This window comes from Enterobacter sp. PL_is511 (assembly GCF_055816065.1).
This window is the reverse complement of record NZ_JBVPGP010000023.1, coordinates 471,540-489,021: the sequence shown is the minus strand read 5'-3', so window position 1 is coordinate 489,021 and position 17,482 is coordinate 471,540. Positions and strand designations below refer to the sequence as shown.

The window sequence follows — 17,482 nt, the reverse complement described above, 5'->3', positions numbered from 1 at the left end:
CCTCTCGTGGTTACTCCCAGAAATCCCTGGCGGGATCGAGCACCGGGCGAATGATGCCCGCACGCACCGTAAAGTCGCCGAAGCCTTCACCCGCTTCACGCTCTTTCGCCCAGCGCCCGACAAGCTCGTCGATGGAATCAAGAATTTCCGGCTCGGTGATGTTCTCCCGGAACATACGCGGGATGCGCGTACCGATTCGGTTACCGCCCAGGTGCAGGTTATAACGCCCCGGCGCTTTCCCCACCAGACCCAGCTCGGCCAGCATCGCGCGGCCGCAGCCGTTCGGGCAGCCGGTGACGCGCATAACAATATGCTCGTCCGGAATACCGTGTTTTTCCAGAATCGCTTCTACCTTGTCAGTAAATGACGGCAGGAAACGCTCCGCTTCGGCCATCGCCAGCGGACAGGTCGGGAACGACACGCAGGCCATTGAGTTTTCGCGCTGCGGCTTCACCGCATCCATCAACCCATGTTCGCGCGCCAGCTTCTCGATCTTCGCCTTCTGGCTCTCCGGCACGCCGGCAATAATGAGATTCTGGTTAGCGGTAATGCGGAACTCGCCTTTATGGATCTTAGCAATTTCCAGCAGACCGGTTTTCAGCGGACGGCCCGGATAATCCAGAATACGGCCGTTTTCGATAAACAGCGTCAGGTGCCATTTATTATCGATGCCTTTCACCCAGCCGATGCGATCGCCGCGACCGGTGAATTCGTAAGGGCGGATCGGCTCGAATTTGATGCCCGCACGACGCTCCACTTCCGCTTTGAACGTCTCAACGCCCACGCGCTCCAGGGTGTATTTGGTTTTCGCGTTTTTACGGTCTGTACGGTTGCCCCAGTCGCGCTGGGTGGTCACTACCGCTTCCGCCACGGCCAGCGTGTGCTCCAGCGGCAGGAAGCCGAACTCGCTTGCGGTGCGGGCGTAGGTTTTCTTGTTACCGTGCTCAATGGAGAGGCCGCCGCCCACCAGCAGGTTAAAGCCAATCAGCTTGCCGTTTTCGGCAATCGCCACGAAGTTCATGTCGTTGGCGTGCAGGTCGATATCGTTCTGCGGTGGAATAACGACCGTGGTTTTAAACTTACGCGGCAGGTAGGTCTGGCCAAGGATCGGCTCTTCGTCGGTGGTGGCGACTTTTTCCTGATCGAGCCAAATCTCTGCGTAGGCGCGCGTGCGCGGCAGCAGGTGCTCGGAGATCTTCTTCGCCCACTCGTACGCTTCGGCATGCAGCTCGGATTCATACGGATTCGAGGTGCAAAGCACGTTACGGTTCATGTCGTTGGCGGTCGCCAGCGCGTCCAGCCCAACGGAGTGCAGCATCTGGTGCACCGGCTTGACGTTCTTCTTCAGAATACCGTGGAACTGGAAGGTCTGACGGTTGGTCAGACGGATGCTGCCGTAGATCGTGTTTTCACCGGCAAACTTGTCGATCGCCTGCCACTGTTTGGTGGTAATCACCCCGCCCGGCAGACGGCAGCGCAGCAGCATCGCGTGACGCGGCTCCAGCTTCTGTTCTGCACGCTCGGCGCGGATGTCGCGGTCGTCCTGCTGGTACATGCCGTGAAAACGGATCAGCAGGAAGTTGTCGCCTTTGAAACCGCCGGTGAGACCGTCATTCAGATCTTCAGCAATGGTGCCGCGCAGATAGTTGCTTTCCAGCTTCATGCGCTCGGCGTCTGTCAATTTACCTTCGACCACCAGTGGCCCTGGATGTTTTTCGCTCATTAGTAGACATCTCGCTGATAACGGCGCTCAACGCGCAGCTCACTTAAAAATTCGTCTGCCGCTTCGGCATCCATACCGCCGAATTCGGCAATCACTTCCAGCAGTGCCTGCTCAACGTCTTTCGCCATACGATTGGCGTCGCCGCAGACATAAATGTGGGCACCGTCATTGATCCAGCGCCACAGCTCTGCGCCCTGTGCGCGCAGTTTGTCTTGTACGTATACTTTTTCTTTCTGATCGCGGGACCAGGCCAGATCGATGCGGGTCAGAACGCCTTCTTTCACATAGCGCTGCCACTCAACCTGGTAGAGGAAATCTTCAGTAAAGTGCGGGTTGCCGAAGAAGAGCCAGTTTTTACCCGGCGCTTCATCTGCCGCGCGCTGCTGCATAAAGGCGCGGAACGGCGCAATGCCGGTGCCAGGGCCAATCATGATGACCGGGGTTTCCGGGTTTGCCGGCAGGCGGAAGTTGTCGTTGTGCTCGATAAAGACGCGCACTTCGCCCTCTTCTTCCACGCGGTCCGCCAGGAAGCCTGATGCCCCACCCGTACGGGCGCGGCCTTCGATATCGTAGCGCACCACGCCGACGGTAACATGCACTTCACTCTCCACTTCGGCTTGCGAAGAGGCGATGGAGTACAGGCGCGGTGTCAGCGGACGCAGCAGACCGATCAGCGCATCGGCATCCAGCTGAGCCGGAGAGAAGCGCACCATATCGACAATCGGCGTCGTCGCGGCGTAATGCTGCAGCTTCGCTTTATCGCCCACCAGCGGCAGCAGGGATTCGCTGCGCGTCAAGGTGGCATAGTTTTCGACGATATTCGGGGTGTTCACCGTCAGTTCGAAATGCCACTGCAGCGCCTCTGAAAGCGGCTGGGTTTTGCCGTCAACGGTGACAGGCTCGTCGCCTTTCAGCCACAGCAGCTCAACCAGTTCTTTCACCAGCGCCGGATCGTTCTGATACCAGATACCCAGCGCATCGCCCGGCTGATAGCGCAGGCCCGAGTCTCCCAGATCGATTTCGATATGGCGCACGTCTTTTTCCGAGTCGCGGCCGGTAATTTTTTGGTTCACCGACAGGCTCGCCGTCAGCGGCGCCTCTTTGGTGTACGGGCTGGTGTGGATGTCGTTAACAGCACCCGTCGCGGTGAACGCGGCCTGCGTCGACGTCTCTTTCGGCACGCGCGCTTTTAACACCTCAACGATGCGTGCACGCCATTCGGCGGCGGCGGTCTGGTATTCGACATCCGCGTCAACGCGGTCCAGCAGACGCTCCGCGCCCAGTTCCGCCAGCCTGCTGTCGAAGTCTTTACCGGACTGGCAGAAGAATTCATAGGAGGTATCGCCCAGGCCAAACACGGCAAACGCCGTGCCATCCAGCTTCGGCGCTTTTTTCGAGAACAGGAACTTGTGCAGGGCCACCGCTTCTTCTGCGGGTTCACCTTCACCCTGCGTTGAGGCCACAACCACCAGCAGTTTTTCTGACGCGATTTGTTTGAATTTATAATCCCCGGCATTGACCAGGTTCACGTTCAGTTTGGCGGCCAGCAGGTCGTCACGCAGCGCCTCGGCCACGCGGCGGGCATTGCCCGTCTGCGAGGCGGAAATCAGGGTAATGGCCGGAATTTCAACGGCCGTTACCGGTGCACCCGCCACAGCGCCAGGCTGCTGATTGAGCATTCCCCAGAAATAACCGGAGACCCAGGCAAGCTGAGTGGGAGAAAAATCAGAGGTGGCAGCCTGAAGGCGCGCCAGTTGCTCCGGGTTCAGGGGAAGCAAATTTGAAGGTGGGGCCTGTGTTGTCATGCGTCGTTATGTTCCAGTAGCCAAGCGGACTTTAAGCGAATAAATCCAAACTGAAGATAAGGTTAACGGCGAGGATAATAACAATTAAAGAAGGGATGGAAATAATAAATAACCAAATGGACTAACCTGTTTTGGTTGTCATGCTTAGCGATAAAACCGATTAAATAACATTATGAAATAAAAGAACAAATAGCGATAAACACCCTGAATACGAGGCGGTTGCCGCTCAGAGCCGTTTTAGTTAATGCTAAAAATTGTGCTTTCCGGTACTATGCGGCGGTTTTTTCCGCATTACTGAGAGCGATCATGTCCACCACACTGTTTAAAGATTTCACCTTCGAAGCCGCCCACCACCTTCCGCATGTCCCAGAAGGACATAAATGTGGCCGTCTGCACGGGCATTCGTTCATGGTGCGTCTTGAGATCACCGGTGAAGTTGATCCGCATACCGGTTGGATCATGGATTTTGCCGAGCTGAAGGCGGCGTTTAAGCCGACCTACGATCGTCTGGATCACTACTACCTGAATGAGATCCCGGGCCTTGAAAACCCGACCAGTGAAGTGCTGGCAAAATGGATTTGGGATCAGATGAAGCCGCTGGTACCGCTGCTGAGCGCGGTGATGATCAAAGAGACCTGCACGGCAGGCTGCGTGTATCGCGGAGAGTGATGCTTGCCGGGTGGCGCTGACGCTTGCCCGGTCGACGAGAGCATCGAACCATAGGCCCGGTAAGCGCTCGCGCCACCGGGCTTTTTTTATGCAATATTCAGATACTTGTGCGTCTGCATCGACAGGCGCCAGTTGCGCGCAATACAGGTTTCAATGCACAGGCGCGTCGCGTCATCTTTCTGGCTGATCGGCTGAAGCGCAATGACGCGCTGCTTTTCATCCGTCAGCGTGGCCAGCAGTTCATCCAGCGCTTCGATATCACGCACGCGCCCTACCGGGTGCTTAATCTCATCCGCGCGTTCCAGCGCCTGAGACAGCACGTCATACCCGCCGCGCATATTCACTTTTGGCGATACCGTCACCCAGGTCGTGTGTGAACAGCGCACTTCATGGGTGCCGCTGGTTTCAATCTGGCAGCTGTAGCCGTTCTTTTCGAGCAGCTCGGTCAGCGGAGTCAGATCGTGGATGCAGGGTTCACCGCCGGTGATCACAACGTGGCGCGCCGTCCAGCCCTGACGACCAATAATGGCCAGCAGATCTTCGGAACTGCCCGCGCCCCACTTATCGCTCTCTTTGGTTTTCGCCAGAATGCTAAACAGCGACACTTCCCGATCTGCGAGCTTATCCCACGTATGTTTGGTATCACACCAGGCACAGCCAACCGGGCATCCCTGTAAACGAATGAAAATAGCGGGAACGCCGGTAAAGTAACCCTCGCCTTGCAGGGTCTGGAACATCTCGTTAATCGGGTACTGCATAGTCATCTCAGTAAAGGGGATAAACGATAAGTATCGCAGATCCCCGCCGGATGGTCATGCTCCATCGGTGCTTTGCGCGCCAATCGCCGCCATAAACCGTTCCGTGATTTGCTGTGGGCGGGTGATCGCACCGCCGACGACGACCGTATGCGCGCCCAGCGCCAGGCATCTGGCCGCGCGTTCAGGCGTATCCACGTTGCCTTCGGCAACCACGGGAACCGTCACGGCCGCCAGCACCGCTTTCAGGAACGTGCAGTCGTTGTCAGGCAATGTATGACCCTCGGTTTCCGCCGTGTAGCCGTAAAGCGTGGTGCCGACGCAGTCAAAGCCCAACGCCTGCGCCGTCACGGCTTCGTCCACGGAGGCGATATCCGCCATCAGCATCACCGCGGGATAGCGTGAGCGGATGCGCGAGACCAGCGTTTCCAGGGATTCTCCGCCGGGACGCTCCCGCGCCGTCGCATCAAGCGCAATGATTTCCGGAGAGACGCTCATGAGCTCATCCACCTCTTTCATCGTGGCGGTGATAAACACCTCGCTTTCCGGGTAATCCCGTTTGATGATGCCGATGACCGGCAAAGAGACCTGCTGCTTAATGGCCTCGATATCTACCACGCTGTTGGCACGAATGGCAGCGGCCCCGCCCTGCGCCGCCGCCAGCGCCATCCGCGACATAATAAACGGGCTATGCAGCGGCTCATTCTCCAGCGCCTGACAGGAGACGATCAGTTTTCCCTTCAGGTTATCCAGTACAGTTTTCATTACGATAAGATCTCTTCCACTTCGTTTTTGATAATCGTGACGTGCGGGCCATAAATGACCTGAACACCGTTACCGCGCACGATAACGCCGCGCGCCCCGGTGGCTTTCAGCGCCGCGTCATTCACTTTGCTGCCATCCTTCACCGTGACGCGAAGACGCGTGGCGCAGCAGTCCACCTCTTCAAGATTGTCTTTTCCGCCTAATCCGGCGATCACCGCAGCAGCGCGTTCGTTTTGCGGCAGACTGACTTCGTCAGCCATCGCCTCCTTTTCCCGACCCGGCGTAGCAAAATCAAAGCGGTTAATCAGGTAGCGGAAGGTGAAGTAGTAAAGGAAGAACCACGGCACGCCGACCAGCGGAACGAACATCCAGTTGGTTTTGGCCTCCCCCTGCAAAATGCCGAACAGCACGAAGTCGATAAAACCGCCGGAGAAGGTTTGCCCGATGGTGATATGCAGCATGTGTGCAAGCATGAACGCCAGCCCGTCAAACAGCGCATGAATGACGTAAAGCACCGGTGCAATAAACAGGAACGAGAATTCGATAGGCTCGGTAATCCCGGTCAGGAACGAGGTTAACGCGGCAGAAAGCAGCAGTCCGGCAACGCGCTTTTTGTTCTCGGGTTTTGCCGTGTGGTACATCGCCAGGCACGCGCCGAGCAGGCCAAACATCATCGTAATAAAGCGCCCGGACATGAAGCGTGACGTGCCTTCGTAAAACTGACGCGTGGTAGGATCGGCCAGTTGGGCGAAGAAGATCCGCTGCGTGCCTTCCACCAGATGACCGTTGACGATTTCACTGCCGCCAAGCGCGGTGGTCCAGAACGGCAGATAGAAGATGTGGTGCAAACCAAACGGGCCCAGCATGCGGAGAATAAAGCCGTACAGCAGGGTGCCCAGATAGCCGGTGGCATCCACCAGCCCGCCCAGACCAAAAATCAGCTTCTGGAAATGCGGCCAGACCACGGTCATGAGCGCACCGACGAGGATCGCCGCCAGGGAGCTGATGATGGGAACAAAGCGCGAGCCACCAAAGAACCCGAGGAACTGCGGAAGCGCTATTTTATTAAACCGATGATGGAGCGTGCAGGTCACCAGACCAATCACCACGCCGCCAAACACGCCGGTTTCCAGCGTCTGAATGCCCAGCGTCATGCCCTGCCCCACGGCGCCCGGGTTGTCGTGCGCCAGTTTGCCAGTGAGGATCAGCAGCGCGTTAATGGTGGCATTCATCACCAGAAACGCGAGTAATGCCGCCAGCCCGGCCGTACCCTTATCGCTTTTTGCCAGCCCTACGGCCACCCCAACGGCAAACAGCACCGAGAGGTTCGCAAACACGATGGATCCTGCGCTGCTCATGATGGTGAAAATGGCCTGAAGCCAGCCCACATCTAAAAACGGATAAGCCGCCAGCGTATTGGGATTCGATAACGCGCCGCCTATCCCCAGCAGCAGACCCGCCGCAGGCAACACGGCAATCGGCAACATAAAGGATTTGCCAAAGCGCTGCGCTTTTTCAAACCATCCCCCTGAAGAAGCCCCACTGAATATTTGCATCATTTTTTCATCCCCCCATTAAACGATGAAAATTTTTACCATACAAATATTCAATAGTGAAAATTACCATCAAAAACCAGGACGACGATCATACTTTTTCAAAATGACTGGCATCTTTCCCCCGCTTTCCGCCACACTAGTCGCAGAGAAACGCATTAAGGATCGAGCATGTCAGACCATGAAAACCTGCTGCTGAAGCTACGCCAGGAGGCTTCCGGGTACAGCCCAACACAACAAAAACTCGGTGAATTTGTCCTCAGCGATCCTGCCCGGGTGCTCTACCTGACGATCACCGAGCTGGCGCGCGAGAGCCACACCAGCGAGGCCAGCGTCACGCGTCTTTGCCGTACGCTGGGCTGCAAAGGCTATAACGAATTTAAAATGGCGCTTGCGCTGGATATTCAGCAGGGCCAGCCCGCGCGTCAGGCGGGAGATGAGATTGATAACGTCGTGGATGAGTCGGTGCAGGCTTTGCAGGATACCGCCAGACTCCTCGACCGCACGCTGCTTGAAAAGGCGGCGCTGGCGCTGCACCAGGCACAATCCGTGCAAATTTATGGCGTCGCGGCCAGCGCGATCCTTGGGGAGTATCTGCACTACAAGCTGTTGCGTCTGGGCAAACCCGCACAGCTGTTTAGCGATATGCACCGCGCGGCCATGAATGCGACAACGCTTTCGAAAGAGACGCTGGTTGTGGCCATCTCCAGTTCGGGTTCAACGCGGGATTTACTCCACGTGGTGAAGCTTGCCCGCAAGCGCGGCGTTAAAGTTCTGGCACTCAGCAATACGCCCCGCAGCCCGCTGGCGTCCCTGAGCGACATGCTGCTGGTGGCTGCCAAACCAGAGGGCCCCCTTAGCGCAGGCGCACTCAATGCTAAGGTTGGGGTGATGCTGCTGGTCGAGCTGCTGACCACGTCCATGATTGCGCTGGATGGTCATTACGGCGACGTTAGCCAACAAACAGCCAGCGCTACGCTTCCTCTGTTACTCTAAAAATCCTTCGCAGGCTAAATAAAATAGCCTGCAATTTATGCCGTCTGATTTTAGTTAAGTGGCGTTTAAATCATTTATTTGATAAATGTTTGGTGTAACAAATTATTATATTTATTACATTTTGAATTAAGTTTACCGTTCGGGAACGCCTCTATAAAAAACATTAAATTCAATAAGTTAAAATTTAAATTTTAATAGAGTGAATTTTTACCCTTCCGCTAATGTCCAAAATATCCGCCCGATTTCCTTTCCTTAAAATAAGCTTAAGATGCTGTCGGTTTCGGCGATTTATTATTTAAATGCCGTTTACTTTTGCGCGCCTACAATCCGCCTCATCAATCATAATGAGACGGTATTAATGAAGATGTTATTGATTACAGGCGTGACCGGATTTCTGGGCGGTGCAGTTCTTGAAAAAATCCTGACCAACGATCAATCCGTAGAACTCCTTTTGCTCGCGCGTGCCGGCGATCCGCAGAGCGGGCTGGAGCGCGTGCTGGAGAATATGCGCAAGTTCAACGTTCCTGAGGACAAACTGGCCTCCCTGACGGTGGATAATATCCTGATTGGCGACCTCAGCCAGCCTGAAGCCTTTCTCAGCGATCCCCGTCTGGATCGGGTCACGCATGTCGTGAACTGTGCGGCCGTCGCCTCATTTGGTAACAACCCGCTGATCTGGAAGGTCAACGTTGAAGGTACGCTCGCGCTGGCGCGCCGTATGGAGCAGGTCACAGGACTGCAGCGTTTCCTCCACGTCGGCACCGCGATGTCATGCACGCCGGAGCAGGATTCCCTGGTCGCCGAAAGCGCCGAATTCAGAGAGAATGCTGAACACCTGGTGGAATACACGTTTTCGAAGTCAACCATCGAACAGCTGATGCGCCAGGAGTGTCCGAACCTGCCGCTGCTCATCGCCCGTCCGTCCATCGTCGTCGGCCATACCCGTCACGGCTGCACACCGTCGAGCAGCATTTTCTGGGTCTTTAGCATGGGCCTGATGCTGCAAAAATTTATGTGCTCAATGGAAGACCGGATCGACGTTGTTCCGGTGGATTATTGCGCCGACGCGATGTTAATGCTGCTCAACAGCAACGCGCGTCCGGGAGAAGTGGTACACATTTCTGCGGGAGAAGAGAACAGCGTTCGCTTTGCGGATATCGATCAGGCAATGGCGCAGGCGCTGGAGAAAGCCCCCGTCGGTGATAAGTATGCGCAGGTCAGCTACGAAACGCTGGTCAGAATGCGTCGCGAGCTGAAACATATTTTTGGGCCGTGCAACGAACGTCTGATGCTGAAAGCCATGCGGTTATACGGTGCGTTTGCCACGCTTAACGTGCGCTTCAGCAACGATAAGCTGCTGAGCATGGGGATGCCGAAGCCACCCCGGTTTACGGATTATATCGCCCGCTGCGTGCAAACCACTCAGGGGCTGACCATTCCGGAGCAAATGGCGGTTGATTTTAAATAGCCAAAAAAAATGCCAGTCATTCGACTGGCATTTTCGTTTTAAGGCTTAGGCGATTATGCCTGGCCTTTGATCTCTTTACGACCGTTGTATGGTGCTTTTTCGCCCAGCGCTTCTTCGATACGAATCAGCTGGTTGTATTTAGCAACACGGTCAGAACGGCTCATAGAACCAGTTTTGATCTGGCCTGCAGCGGTACCCACAGCCAGGTCGGCAATGGTAGCGTCTTCAGTTTCGCCAGAACGGTGAGAGATAACAGCGGTGTAGCCAGCGTCTTTCGCCATTTTGATCGCAGCCAGAGTTTCGGTCAGAGAACCGATCTGGTTGAATTTGATCAGGATGGAGTTAACGATGCCTTTCTCGATGCCTTCTTTCAGGATCTTGGTGTTGGTTACGAACAGGTCGTCACCAACCAGCTGGATTTTGTCGCCCAGTACTTTAGTCTGGTATGCGAAGCCAGCCCAGTCAGACTCGTCCAGACCGTCTTCGATAGACACGATTGGGTACTGTTTGGTCAGGTCTTCCAGGAAGTGAGTGAACTCTTCGGAGGTGAACGCTTTGTTGCCTTCGCCAGCCAGAACGTATTTACCGTCTTTGTAGAATTCAGATGCTGCGCAGTCCATCGCCAGGGTGATGTCTTTGCCCAGCTCGTAGCCTGCAGCTTTTACTGCTTCTGCGATAACAGCCAGTGCTTCTGCGTTAGAACCCAGGTTTGGCGCATAGCCACCTTCGTCACCAACAGCCGTGTTCATACCTTTAGCTTTCAGAACTTTAGCCAGGTTGTGGAACACTTCAGAACCCATACGTACCGCTTCTTTCAGGGATTTCGCGCCAACTGGCTGAATCATGAATTCCTGAATATCAACGTTGTTGTCTGCGTGCTCACCACCGTTGATGATGTTCATCATTGGTACAGGCATGGAGTATTTGCCTGGGGTGCCGTTCAGTTCAGCGATGTGCTCAAACAGTGGCATACCTTTAGCAGCCGCAGCCGCTTTGGCGTTCGCCAGGGAAACTGCCAGGATTGCGTTCGCACCGAAGTTAGATTTGTTTTCAGTACCGTCCAGATCGATCATGATCTTGTCGATGCCAGCCTGGTCTTTGGCGTCTTTGCCAATGATTGCCTGAGCAATAGGACCGTTTACAGCGCCAACCGCTTTCAGTACGCCTTTACCCAGGAAGCGAGATTTGTCGCCATCGCGCAGTTCCAGCGCTTCGCGGGAACCGGTAGAAGCACCTGATGGAGCAGCAGCCATACCAACGAAACCACCTTCCAGGTGAACTTCGGCTTCAACGGTCGGGTTACCACGGGAGTCGATGATTTCACGACCGATGACTTTAACGATTTTGGACATTAGATTTTCCTCAGTACAAGTTAAACTAAAACTCCAGACAAACAACGCGTACCAAAGGTACGCGTTGCCGTTCTAACTTTTTTTACTTCGCCTGACGCTTCTGGTAGTCGCTGGCGGCCTTCACAAAGCCTGCAAACAGCGGATGCCCGTCACGTGGCGTTGAAGTAAATTCCGGGTGGAACTGGCAGGCGACAAACCACGGATGGTTTGGCACTTCAATGATCTCGACTAACTGATCATCCCCGGAGCGTCCCGCAACACGCAGGCCCGCGGCTTCAATAGGTTTCAACAACATGTTGTTGACTTCATAGCGGTGACGATGGCGCTCGGTAATGACCGGCTCGCCATACAGCTTGCGAACCACGCTATCGTCAGTCAGCTGGCAGGCCTGTGCGCCAAGACGCATGGTGCCACCCAGATCGCTCTTCTCGGTACGGACTTCGACGTTACCTTCTTCGTCACGCCATTCGGTGATAAGCGCCACAACAGGGTACTTACAGTCTGGCACAAATTCCGTAGAGTTCGCGTTTTCCATTCCCGCTACGTTGCGCGCAAATTCGATCAGCGCAACCTGCATACCCAGGCAGATGCCGAGGTATGGAATATTGTTTTCACGCGCATAGCGCGCGGTGGCGATCTTGCCTTCTACACCACGGTAGCCGAAGCCGCCAGGGATAAGGATAGCATCCAGATCTTTCAGGATTTCAACGCCACGCGTTTCAACATCCTGCGAATCAATCAGCTTGATGTTCACAGAGACACGGTTCTTCAGACCACCGTGTTTCAGCGCTTCGATCACTGACTTATAGGCATCCGGCAGTTCAATGTACTTGCCGACCATACCGATAGTCACTTCGCCTGCCGGATTGGCTTCTTCATAAATAACCTGTTCCCATTCAGACAGGTTAGCTTCCGGACAGTTCAAGCTGAATCGTTTACAAATATAATCGTCCAGGCCCTGCGATTTCAACAGGCCCGGGATTTTATAAATGGAATCGACATCTTTCATTGAAATAACGGCTTTTTCAGGCACGTTACAGAACAATGCAATTTTCGCACGTTCGTTCGCCGGCACCGCGCGATCGGAGCGGCAAACCAGGATGTCTGGCTGAATACCAATGGAGAGCAGCTCTTTAACAGAGTGCTGAGTCGGTTTGGTTTTCACTTCACCTGCAGCGGCCATGTACGGCACCAGGGTCAGGTGCATGAACAGCGCGTGTTCACGGCCAATATCTACCGCCAGCTGACGAATCGCTTCCAGGAATGGCAGAGATTCGATATCACCCACGGTACCGCCGATTTCAACCAGCACCACGTCGTGGCCTTCGCCACCCGCAACAATGCGTTCTTTGATGGCGTTAGTGATGTGCGGAATAACCTGAACGGTGGCACCCAGATAATCACCACGACGCTCTTTACGCAGAACGTCGGAGTAGATGCGGCCAGTCGTGAAGTTGTTACGACGGGTCATTTTGGTGCGGATGAAACGCTCGTAGTGGCCAAGATCCAGATCGGTTTCAGCGCCGTCTTCAGTAACGAACACTTCCCCGTGTTGGATTGGGCTCATGGTGCCCGGATCGACGTTGATGTACGGATCCAGTTTCATCATGGTCACATTGAGGCCACGGGCTTCAAGAATGGCTGCGAGGGAGGCTGCGGCAATGCCTTTACCCAGAGAGGATACGACCCCGCCGGTCACAAAAATATAGTTCGTTGTCATGCTGAACCTGAGAAGTTAGGGTGAAACGATGGAATAACCAGGACGGGAAAGTAGTATACCCGAACACGGCGAGCGCCACAAACTTTCATTCTCCGTCTCCATTCCAGGCCATGACAAACATAAGGAGTGAGAAAATAGCCCCTTTTGGGTAAATGTTTTTGACGCAAATCAAGCGCTTGTCATTTAAAAAATCACACAAATTGCGCTTGATCGCAAAATTCCGTTAGAGATCATATTCCTGGCGCTTTACTTCTTGCCAGACTACTTCCATTGCTTCGAGGTCAATACCGCTCATTTCCAGGCCTCGCGAAGCGACAATCCGCTCAACTTCGCGAAAGCGTCGTTCGAATTTCAGGTTGGCTTTTTGCAGGGCGGTTTCCGCTTTTACACCCAGGTGGCGAGAAAGGTTGACGGTCGCAAACAGCAGGTCGCCCATCTCTTCCTCAAGCTTTGCTTCATCCACCACCGCCTGCTGCGCTTCGTGCATGACTTCATCAATCTCTTCGTGCACTTTATCCAGCACCGGGCCGAGGGAGGTCCAGTCAAAACCGACGGCGGAGCAACGTTTCTGGATTTTATGTGCGCGCATCAGCGCGGGCAGGCTCAGCGGAATATCATCCAGCGCGGAGTGCTGGGATTTTTCCGCCCGCTCGGCGCTTTTGATCTGCTCCCAGCGGGCCAGCACCTCGGCGCTGTTCCCTGCGGTGGCATCGCCAAAAATATGGGGATGACGGCGCTCAAGCTTGTCGCTGATGGCAGCGCAGATATCGTCAAAGTTAAAGCGTCCTTCTTCCTGCGCCATCTGCGCGTAGAACACCACCTGGAACAGCAGATCGCCCAGCTCGCCGCGCAGGTCGTCAAAATCTTCACGGGAAATGGCGTCCAGCACCTCGTAGGTCTCTTCAAGGGTGTACGGGGCGATGGTGGCGAAAGTCTGCTCTTTGTCCCACGGGCAGCCGTTTTCCGGGTCGCGCAGGCGTTTCATGATGCCGAGCAGGCGGTCGATTTGAGTCATAGTACTGTCCTGATGAAAAAATGCCGGGTGGCGGCGTTGCCTTACCCGGCCTACGTAAGAGGATGTTTAGCCGCCGTGCAGACGACGCGCGTCAATCACATCCGGCACCTGGTTCAGCTTGCCGAGCACGCGGCCCAGCACCTGCAGGTTGTAGATTTCGATGGTCATATCGATGGTGGCAAGCTGCTCGCGGGTATCGCTGCGGCTGGCGACGCCCAGCACGTTGACCTTCTCGTTGGCGAGAATAGTCGTGATGTCGCGCAGCAGGCCGCTGCGGTCGTTGGCGGTAACGCGCACCACCAGCGAGTAGCCGGCGGAATAGCTTTCCCCCCAGACCGCTTCCACGATGCGCTCCGGCGCATGCGACTGAAGCTCGGCAAGCTGGTCGCAGTCGGAACGGTGAATCGAAATTCCGCGCCCCTGAGTGATAAAGCCGACGATATCGTCGCCCGGGATCGGCTGGCAGCAGCGGGCAATGTGGTGCATCAGGTTACCGACACCTTCGACCACCACACGGCCGTTGTCCTTGCTGCGCTGCTGCGGCGCGTAGGTTTTCTGCTGCAGCTGCTTCAGCGCCGCCGCGTCTTGCTCTTCCGCGCTTGGCTTATTGAACTGCGCCTGCAGGAAGTTCACCATCTGATTCAGACGAATATCACCGCCGCCGATCGCCGCTAACAGCTCATCAAGCTCGTTGAAGTTGTAGCGCGGCAGCAGGAATTTCTCCGCCTCTTTCAGGCTTATCCCGATATGCTCCAGCTCGTCGTCGAGGATCTGACGACCAGCAAGGATGTTCTTGTCACGATCCTGTTTACGGAACCAGGCGTGAATTTTCGAGCGTCCGCGGCTGGTGGTGACATATCCCAGGTTCGGGTTAAGCCAGTCCCGGCTCGGGTTGGGCTGCTTCTGGGTAATGATTTCAATCTGGTCACCCATCTGCAGCTGATAGGTGAACGGTACGATTCGTCCGCCGATTTTCGCCCCGATGCAGCGGTGCCCCACATCGCTGTGGATGTGGTAGGCAAAATCGAGCGGCGTAGAGCCCGCAGGCAGGTCGACAACGTCCCCTTTCGGGGTAAAGACATAGACCCGGTCATCAAAGACCTGGCTGCGCACTTCGTCGAGCATCTCGCCGGAGTCGGCCATCTCTTCCTGCCACGCAATCAGCTTGCGCAGCCAGGCAATACGGTCTTCATGTCCTGAACGCGCCCCGCCGGACGTGCCTTCTTTGTATTTCCAGTGCGCGGCGACGCCCAGCTCGGCGTCCTCGTGCATCTGTTTGGTGCGGATCTGAATCTCGACCGTTTTGCCGCCAGGGCCAAGCACCACGGTATGGATAGACTGATAGCCGTTCGGTTTAGGGTTGGCGACATAGTCATCGAACTCATCGGGCAGATGACGGAAGTGAGTGTGCACTATCCCCAGCGCGGCGTAGCAGTCCTGCAGACGCTCCGCCACGATACGCACGGCGCGCACGTCAAACAGTTCGTCAAAGGCGAGGTGTTTCTTCTGCATTTTGCGCCAGATGCTGTAGATATGCTTAGGCCGCCCGTAGACTTCGGCGCGCACGTTCTCTTCTTTCATCGCCTGACGCAGGCCACCGACAAATTCCTCGATATAGTGCTCGCGGTCGATGCGGCGCTCGTGCAGGAGTTTGGCAATACGTTTATATTCCGCCGGGTGCAGATAGCGGAAGCAGTAATCTTCCAGCTCCCATTTCAGCTGACCAATCCCTAAGCGGTTCGCCAGCGGCGCATAGATGTTTGTACACTCTTTGGCGGCGAGCACGCGCTCGTCTTCCGGCGCATCCTTCACCTCGCGCAGGTGGGCAATACGCTCGGCCAGCTTGATGACCACGCAGCGGAAATCATCCACCATGGCCAGCAGCATCCGGCGAACGTTATCAACCTGTTCCGAGGAGACGGAATCGGTGTGCGCGGCTTTGAGCTGGCGGATGGCCGCCATATCGCGCACGCCGTGGATGAGCGCGACGACGGATTTCCCGACGCTGTCGCGCAGCACGTCTTCGCTGACCACGTCCGCATCCGCGAGAGGGAACAGCAGCGCGGCCTGCAGCGTTTCGATATCCATGTTCAGCATGGACAGGATTTCAACCATCTCCACGCCGCGCCACAGGAGAAGATCGGCGTCGGGATGCCCCTGCGTGGTGCGCAGACAATAGGCCCAGGTTTCGGTTAAGCGTTCACACGACTGCTGGCTGGAAATTCCCAGACTTGCGATCCATTTTTGTGGGTCAAACTCCCCAGCTTTATTGAGATGTGCACTTCTTACCGCAACCATTGTCCTCTCCTTTAGGGACCAGGGCCTGTCGAAGTCGACAAGCCAAACAAATTAGATGTGCTCGAACAACACCATCGATTCCAGATGCCCAGTGTGCGGGAACATGTCCAGCATTGCCAGACGCTGAATCTGGTAACCCGCGCTGAGTAATGCCTCACTGTCCCGGGCAAGCGTTGCCGGGTTACAGGAAACATAGACCACACGCTTTGGCGCGAGTTTAATAATATGTGCCATCACGCCCGGGGCACCGGCACGCGCCGGGTCAAGCAGGATTTTATCGAAGCCCTGCTTTGCCCACGGCTGTTGGGTGACATCTTCCTCAAGATTTTGATGAAAGAATGTCACATTTTGCAAGCCGTTCTGCCGCGCGTTCTCCTGCCCTTTCGCCACCAGCGCCTCAACGCCTTCCACGCCGACGACGCTGGCCGCTTCTCGCGCCAGCGGCAGCGTGAAGTTGCCCATTCCGCAGAACAGATCGAGCACCCGGTCGCTTTTCTGAACATCCAGCCACGCCAGCGCTTTCGCCACCATCTGCTGGTTAACGCCATCATTGACCTGAATGAAATCCCGCGGGCTGAACGTTAAGCGTAGCCCGTTTGACGCATACCAGGGCGCCTCACCGGTAACCTGTTCAAGTATCTCGCTTTGTGGTGCAAGGAAAAGCGCCAGGTCGTGGGAATGCGAAAAGCGTTCCAGTTTTTCGCGATCTTTTTTCGACAACGGCGCGGTATGGCGCAGCACCATCAGCGGGCCATTGTTTGCCATGACCAGTTCGATATGCCCGAGATGGCGAACGCCGTCCAGCCCGGAGAGGCAGATGCGCACTTCCGGAAGCAATGCCTCAAGATGGGGCACCAAAATGGGGCACTGCTTCACGTCAACGATGTCGCTGGAGCCGGCCTTGCGAAACCCCATCTCCAGCCGCTCCGTTTTTGGCTGATAGCTGAGGCTCAGGCGTGCGCGACGACGATAGCCCCAGGGCGCATCGGCAAGAATTTCGTTAACGTCATGTTTAAGCAGACGCGCCAGCGCGCGGCTTTTGCTTTTTTGCTGTAATTCTGTGCTTGCGTGCTGTTGCTGGCAGCCGCCGCACACGCCAAAATGAGGACAGCGGGGCGCCACTCGCTCCGGGCTGTCGTTGAGTCGACGCTTAACCTGCCCGCGCGCAAACTGGCGTTTATCTTCCGTCAGCGTAATTTCTGCTCGTTCTGCTGGCAGTAAACCTGTTATAAACAGAGCCTTACCATTGTGGCGTGCCACTCCCTGACCAAACGGATCGAGGTCCGTGGCCTCAACAGTGATGATTTGACGCGTCGTCACGCGTCGCTTTGCAGAGTAGAATTGCGCCATCGCCGAGATTTTT

Annotated in this window: 13 protein-coding genes; 3 read left to right on the top strand and 10 right to left on the bottom strand. The window is 55.7% G+C overall.

Features of this window, described 5'->3' with window-relative positions:
• Positions 1-10: 10 nt before the first annotated feature.
• Positions 11-1,723 (bottom strand): assimilatory sulfite reductase (NADPH) hemoprotein subunit, encoded by a 1,713-nt coding sequence (cysI, locus tag AC0TN7_RS14590; RefSeq protein WP_024909261.1) that lies wholly within the window; start codon positions 1,721-1,723, stop codon positions 11-13.
• Positions 1,723-3,528, bottom strand: coding sequence for an NADPH-dependent assimilatory sulfite reductase flavoprotein subunit (gene cysJ, locus AC0TN7_RS14585; RefSeq protein ID WP_267217483.1), 1,806 nt, complete (start codon positions 3,526-3,528; stop codon positions 1,723-1,725). Before cysJ ends, cysI begins: the two co-directional genes overlap by 1 nt.
• A gap of 306 nt (positions 3,529-3,834) precedes the next feature.
• Between cysJ and queD the strand changes: the two genes are divergently transcribed.
• Positions 3,835-4,197: a 6-carboxytetrahydropterin synthase QueD gene (gene queD / locus AC0TN7_RS14580; RefSeq protein WP_014885039.1), complete on the top strand. Its 363-nt coding sequence runs from the start codon at positions 3,835-3,837 to the stop codon at positions 4,195-4,197.
• Positions 4,198-4,283: 86 nt separating this feature from the next.
• On the opposite strand, the gene queE is transcribed toward queD, so the two are convergent.
• The 3 genes from queE to AC0TN7_RS14565 are packed head-to-tail and all read right to left on the bottom strand — an operon-like array spanning position 4,284 to position 7,276.
• Complete coding sequence (queE, locus tag AC0TN7_RS14575) at positions 4,284-4,955, bottom strand: 7-carboxy-7-deazaguanine synthase QueE (RefSeq protein ID WP_023333236.1); 672 nt, start codon at positions 4,953-4,955, stop codon at positions 4,284-4,286.
• A gap of 54 nt (positions 4,956-5,009) precedes the next feature.
• Positions 5,010-5,717 carry an N-acetylmannosamine-6-phosphate 2-epimerase gene (locus tag AC0TN7_RS14570; protein WP_048990148.1) on the bottom strand — a complete coding sequence of 236 codons (708 nt, stop codon included), beginning with the start codon at positions 5,715-5,717 and terminating at the stop codon, positions 5,010-5,012.
• Complete coding sequence (locus AC0TN7_RS14565) at positions 5,717-7,276, bottom strand: maltose/glucose-specific PTS transporter subunit IIC (RefSeq protein ID WP_024909264.1); 1,560 nt, start codon at positions 7,274-7,276, stop codon at positions 5,717-5,719. Before AC0TN7_RS14565 ends, AC0TN7_RS14570 begins: the two co-directional genes overlap by 1 nt.
• A gap of 165 nt (positions 7,277-7,441) precedes the next feature.
• Here AC0TN7_RS14565 and AC0TN7_RS14560 point away from each other — a divergent pair, with 165 nt between their 5' ends.
• Together AC0TN7_RS14560 and AC0TN7_RS14555 are read left to right on the top strand one after the other, a co-directional pair.
• The gene (locus AC0TN7_RS14560; protein WP_024909265.1) at positions 7,442-8,266 is read left to right on the top strand and encodes a MurR/RpiR family transcriptional regulator; all 825 of its coding nucleotides are present in this window, start codon (positions 7,442-7,444) and stop codon (positions 8,264-8,266) included.
• Between the two features lie 358 nt (positions 8,267-8,624).
• Positions 8,625-9,734 carry an SDR family oxidoreductase gene (locus tag AC0TN7_RS14555; RefSeq protein ID WP_024909266.1) on the top strand — a complete coding sequence of 370 codons (1,110 nt, stop codon included), beginning with the start codon at positions 8,625-8,627 and terminating at the stop codon, positions 9,732-9,734.
• Positions 9,735-9,787: 53 nt separating this feature from the next.
• On the opposite strand, the gene eno is transcribed toward AC0TN7_RS14555, so the two are convergent.
• The 5 genes from eno to rlmD all read right to left on the bottom strand — a co-directional run bounded on the left by eno (position 9,788) and on the right by rlmD (position 17,469).
• Positions 9,788-11,086, bottom strand: a complete 1,299-nt coding sequence (gene eno / locus AC0TN7_RS14550) for a phosphopyruvate hydratase (RefSeq protein WP_024909267.1) — start codon at positions 11,084-11,086, stop codon at positions 9,788-9,790.
• An 82-nt stretch (positions 11,087-11,168) separates the two neighbouring features.
• Positions 11,169-12,806 carry a glutamine hydrolyzing CTP synthase gene (gene pyrG, locus AC0TN7_RS14545; RefSeq protein WP_032648095.1) on the bottom strand — a complete coding sequence of 546 codons (1,638 nt, stop codon included), beginning with the start codon at positions 12,804-12,806 and terminating at the stop codon, positions 11,169-11,171.
• 223 nt (positions 12,807-13,029) lie between these two features.
• Positions 13,030-13,821, bottom strand: coding sequence for a nucleoside triphosphate pyrophosphohydrolase (gene mazG, locus AC0TN7_RS14540; protein WP_473702229.1), 792 nt, complete (start codon positions 13,819-13,821; stop codon positions 13,030-13,032).
• Between the two features lie 66 nt (positions 13,822-13,887).
• Positions 13,888-16,119: a GTP diphosphokinase gene (gene relA, locus AC0TN7_RS14535; RefSeq protein WP_008499628.1), complete on the bottom strand. Its 2,232-nt coding sequence runs from the start codon at positions 16,117-16,119 to the stop codon at positions 13,888-13,890.
• A gap of 51 nt (positions 16,120-16,170) precedes the next feature.
• The gene (rlmD, locus tag AC0TN7_RS14530; RefSeq protein ID WP_463727277.1) at positions 16,171-17,469 is read right to left on the bottom strand and encodes a 23S rRNA (uracil(1939)-C(5))-methyltransferase RlmD; all 1,299 of its coding nucleotides are present in this window, start codon (positions 17,467-17,469) and stop codon (positions 16,171-16,173) included.
• Positions 17,470-17,482: the final 13 nt, after the last annotated feature.

Coding starts and splice junctions, on each gene's coding strand:
- pyrG (WP_032648095.1), bottom strand. CDS start 12,806: ATGACAACGAACTATATTTTTGTGACCGGCGGGGTCGTATCCTCTCTG.
- AC0TN7_RS14555 (WP_024909266.1), top strand. CDS start 8,625: ATGAAGATGTTATTGATTACAGGCGTGACCGGATTTCTGGGCGGTGCA.
- eno (WP_024909267.1), bottom strand. CDS start 11,086: ATGTCCAAAATCGTTAAAGTCATCGGTCGTGAAATCATCGACTCCCGT.
- queE (WP_023333236.1), bottom strand. CDS start 4,955: ATGCAGTACCCGATTAACGAGATGTTCCAGACCCTGCAAGGCGAGGGT.
- relA (WP_008499628.1), bottom strand. CDS start 16,119: ATGGTTGCGGTAAGAAGTGCACATCTCAATAAAGCTGGGGAGTTTGAC.
- AC0TN7_RS14565 (WP_024909264.1), bottom strand. CDS start 7,276: ATGATGCAAATATTCAGTGGGGCTTCTTCAGGGGGATGGTTTGAAAAA.
- AC0TN7_RS14570 (WP_048990148.1), bottom strand. CDS start 5,717: ATGAAAACTGTACTGGATAACCTGAAGGGAAAACTGATCGTCTCCTGT.
- AC0TN7_RS14560 (WP_024909265.1), top strand. CDS start 7,442: ATGTCAGACCATGAAAACCTGCTGCTGAAGCTACGCCAGGAGGCTTCC.
- cysJ (WP_267217483.1), bottom strand. CDS start 3,528: ATGACAACACAGGCCCCACCTTCAAATTTGCTTCCCCTGAACCCGGAG.
- rlmD (WP_463727277.1), bottom strand. CDS start 17,469: ATGGCGCAATTCTACTCTGCAAAGCGACGCGTGACGACGCGTCAAATC.
- mazG (WP_473702229.1), bottom strand. CDS start 13,821: ATGACTCAAATCGACCGCCTGCTCGGCATCATGAAACGCCTGCGCGAC.
- cysI (WP_024909261.1), bottom strand. CDS start 1,723: ATGAGCGAAAAACATCCAGGGCCACTGGTGGTCGAAGGTAAATTGACA.
- queD (WP_014885039.1), top strand. CDS start 3,835: ATGTCCACCACACTGTTTAAAGATTTCACCTTCGAAGCCGCCCACCAC.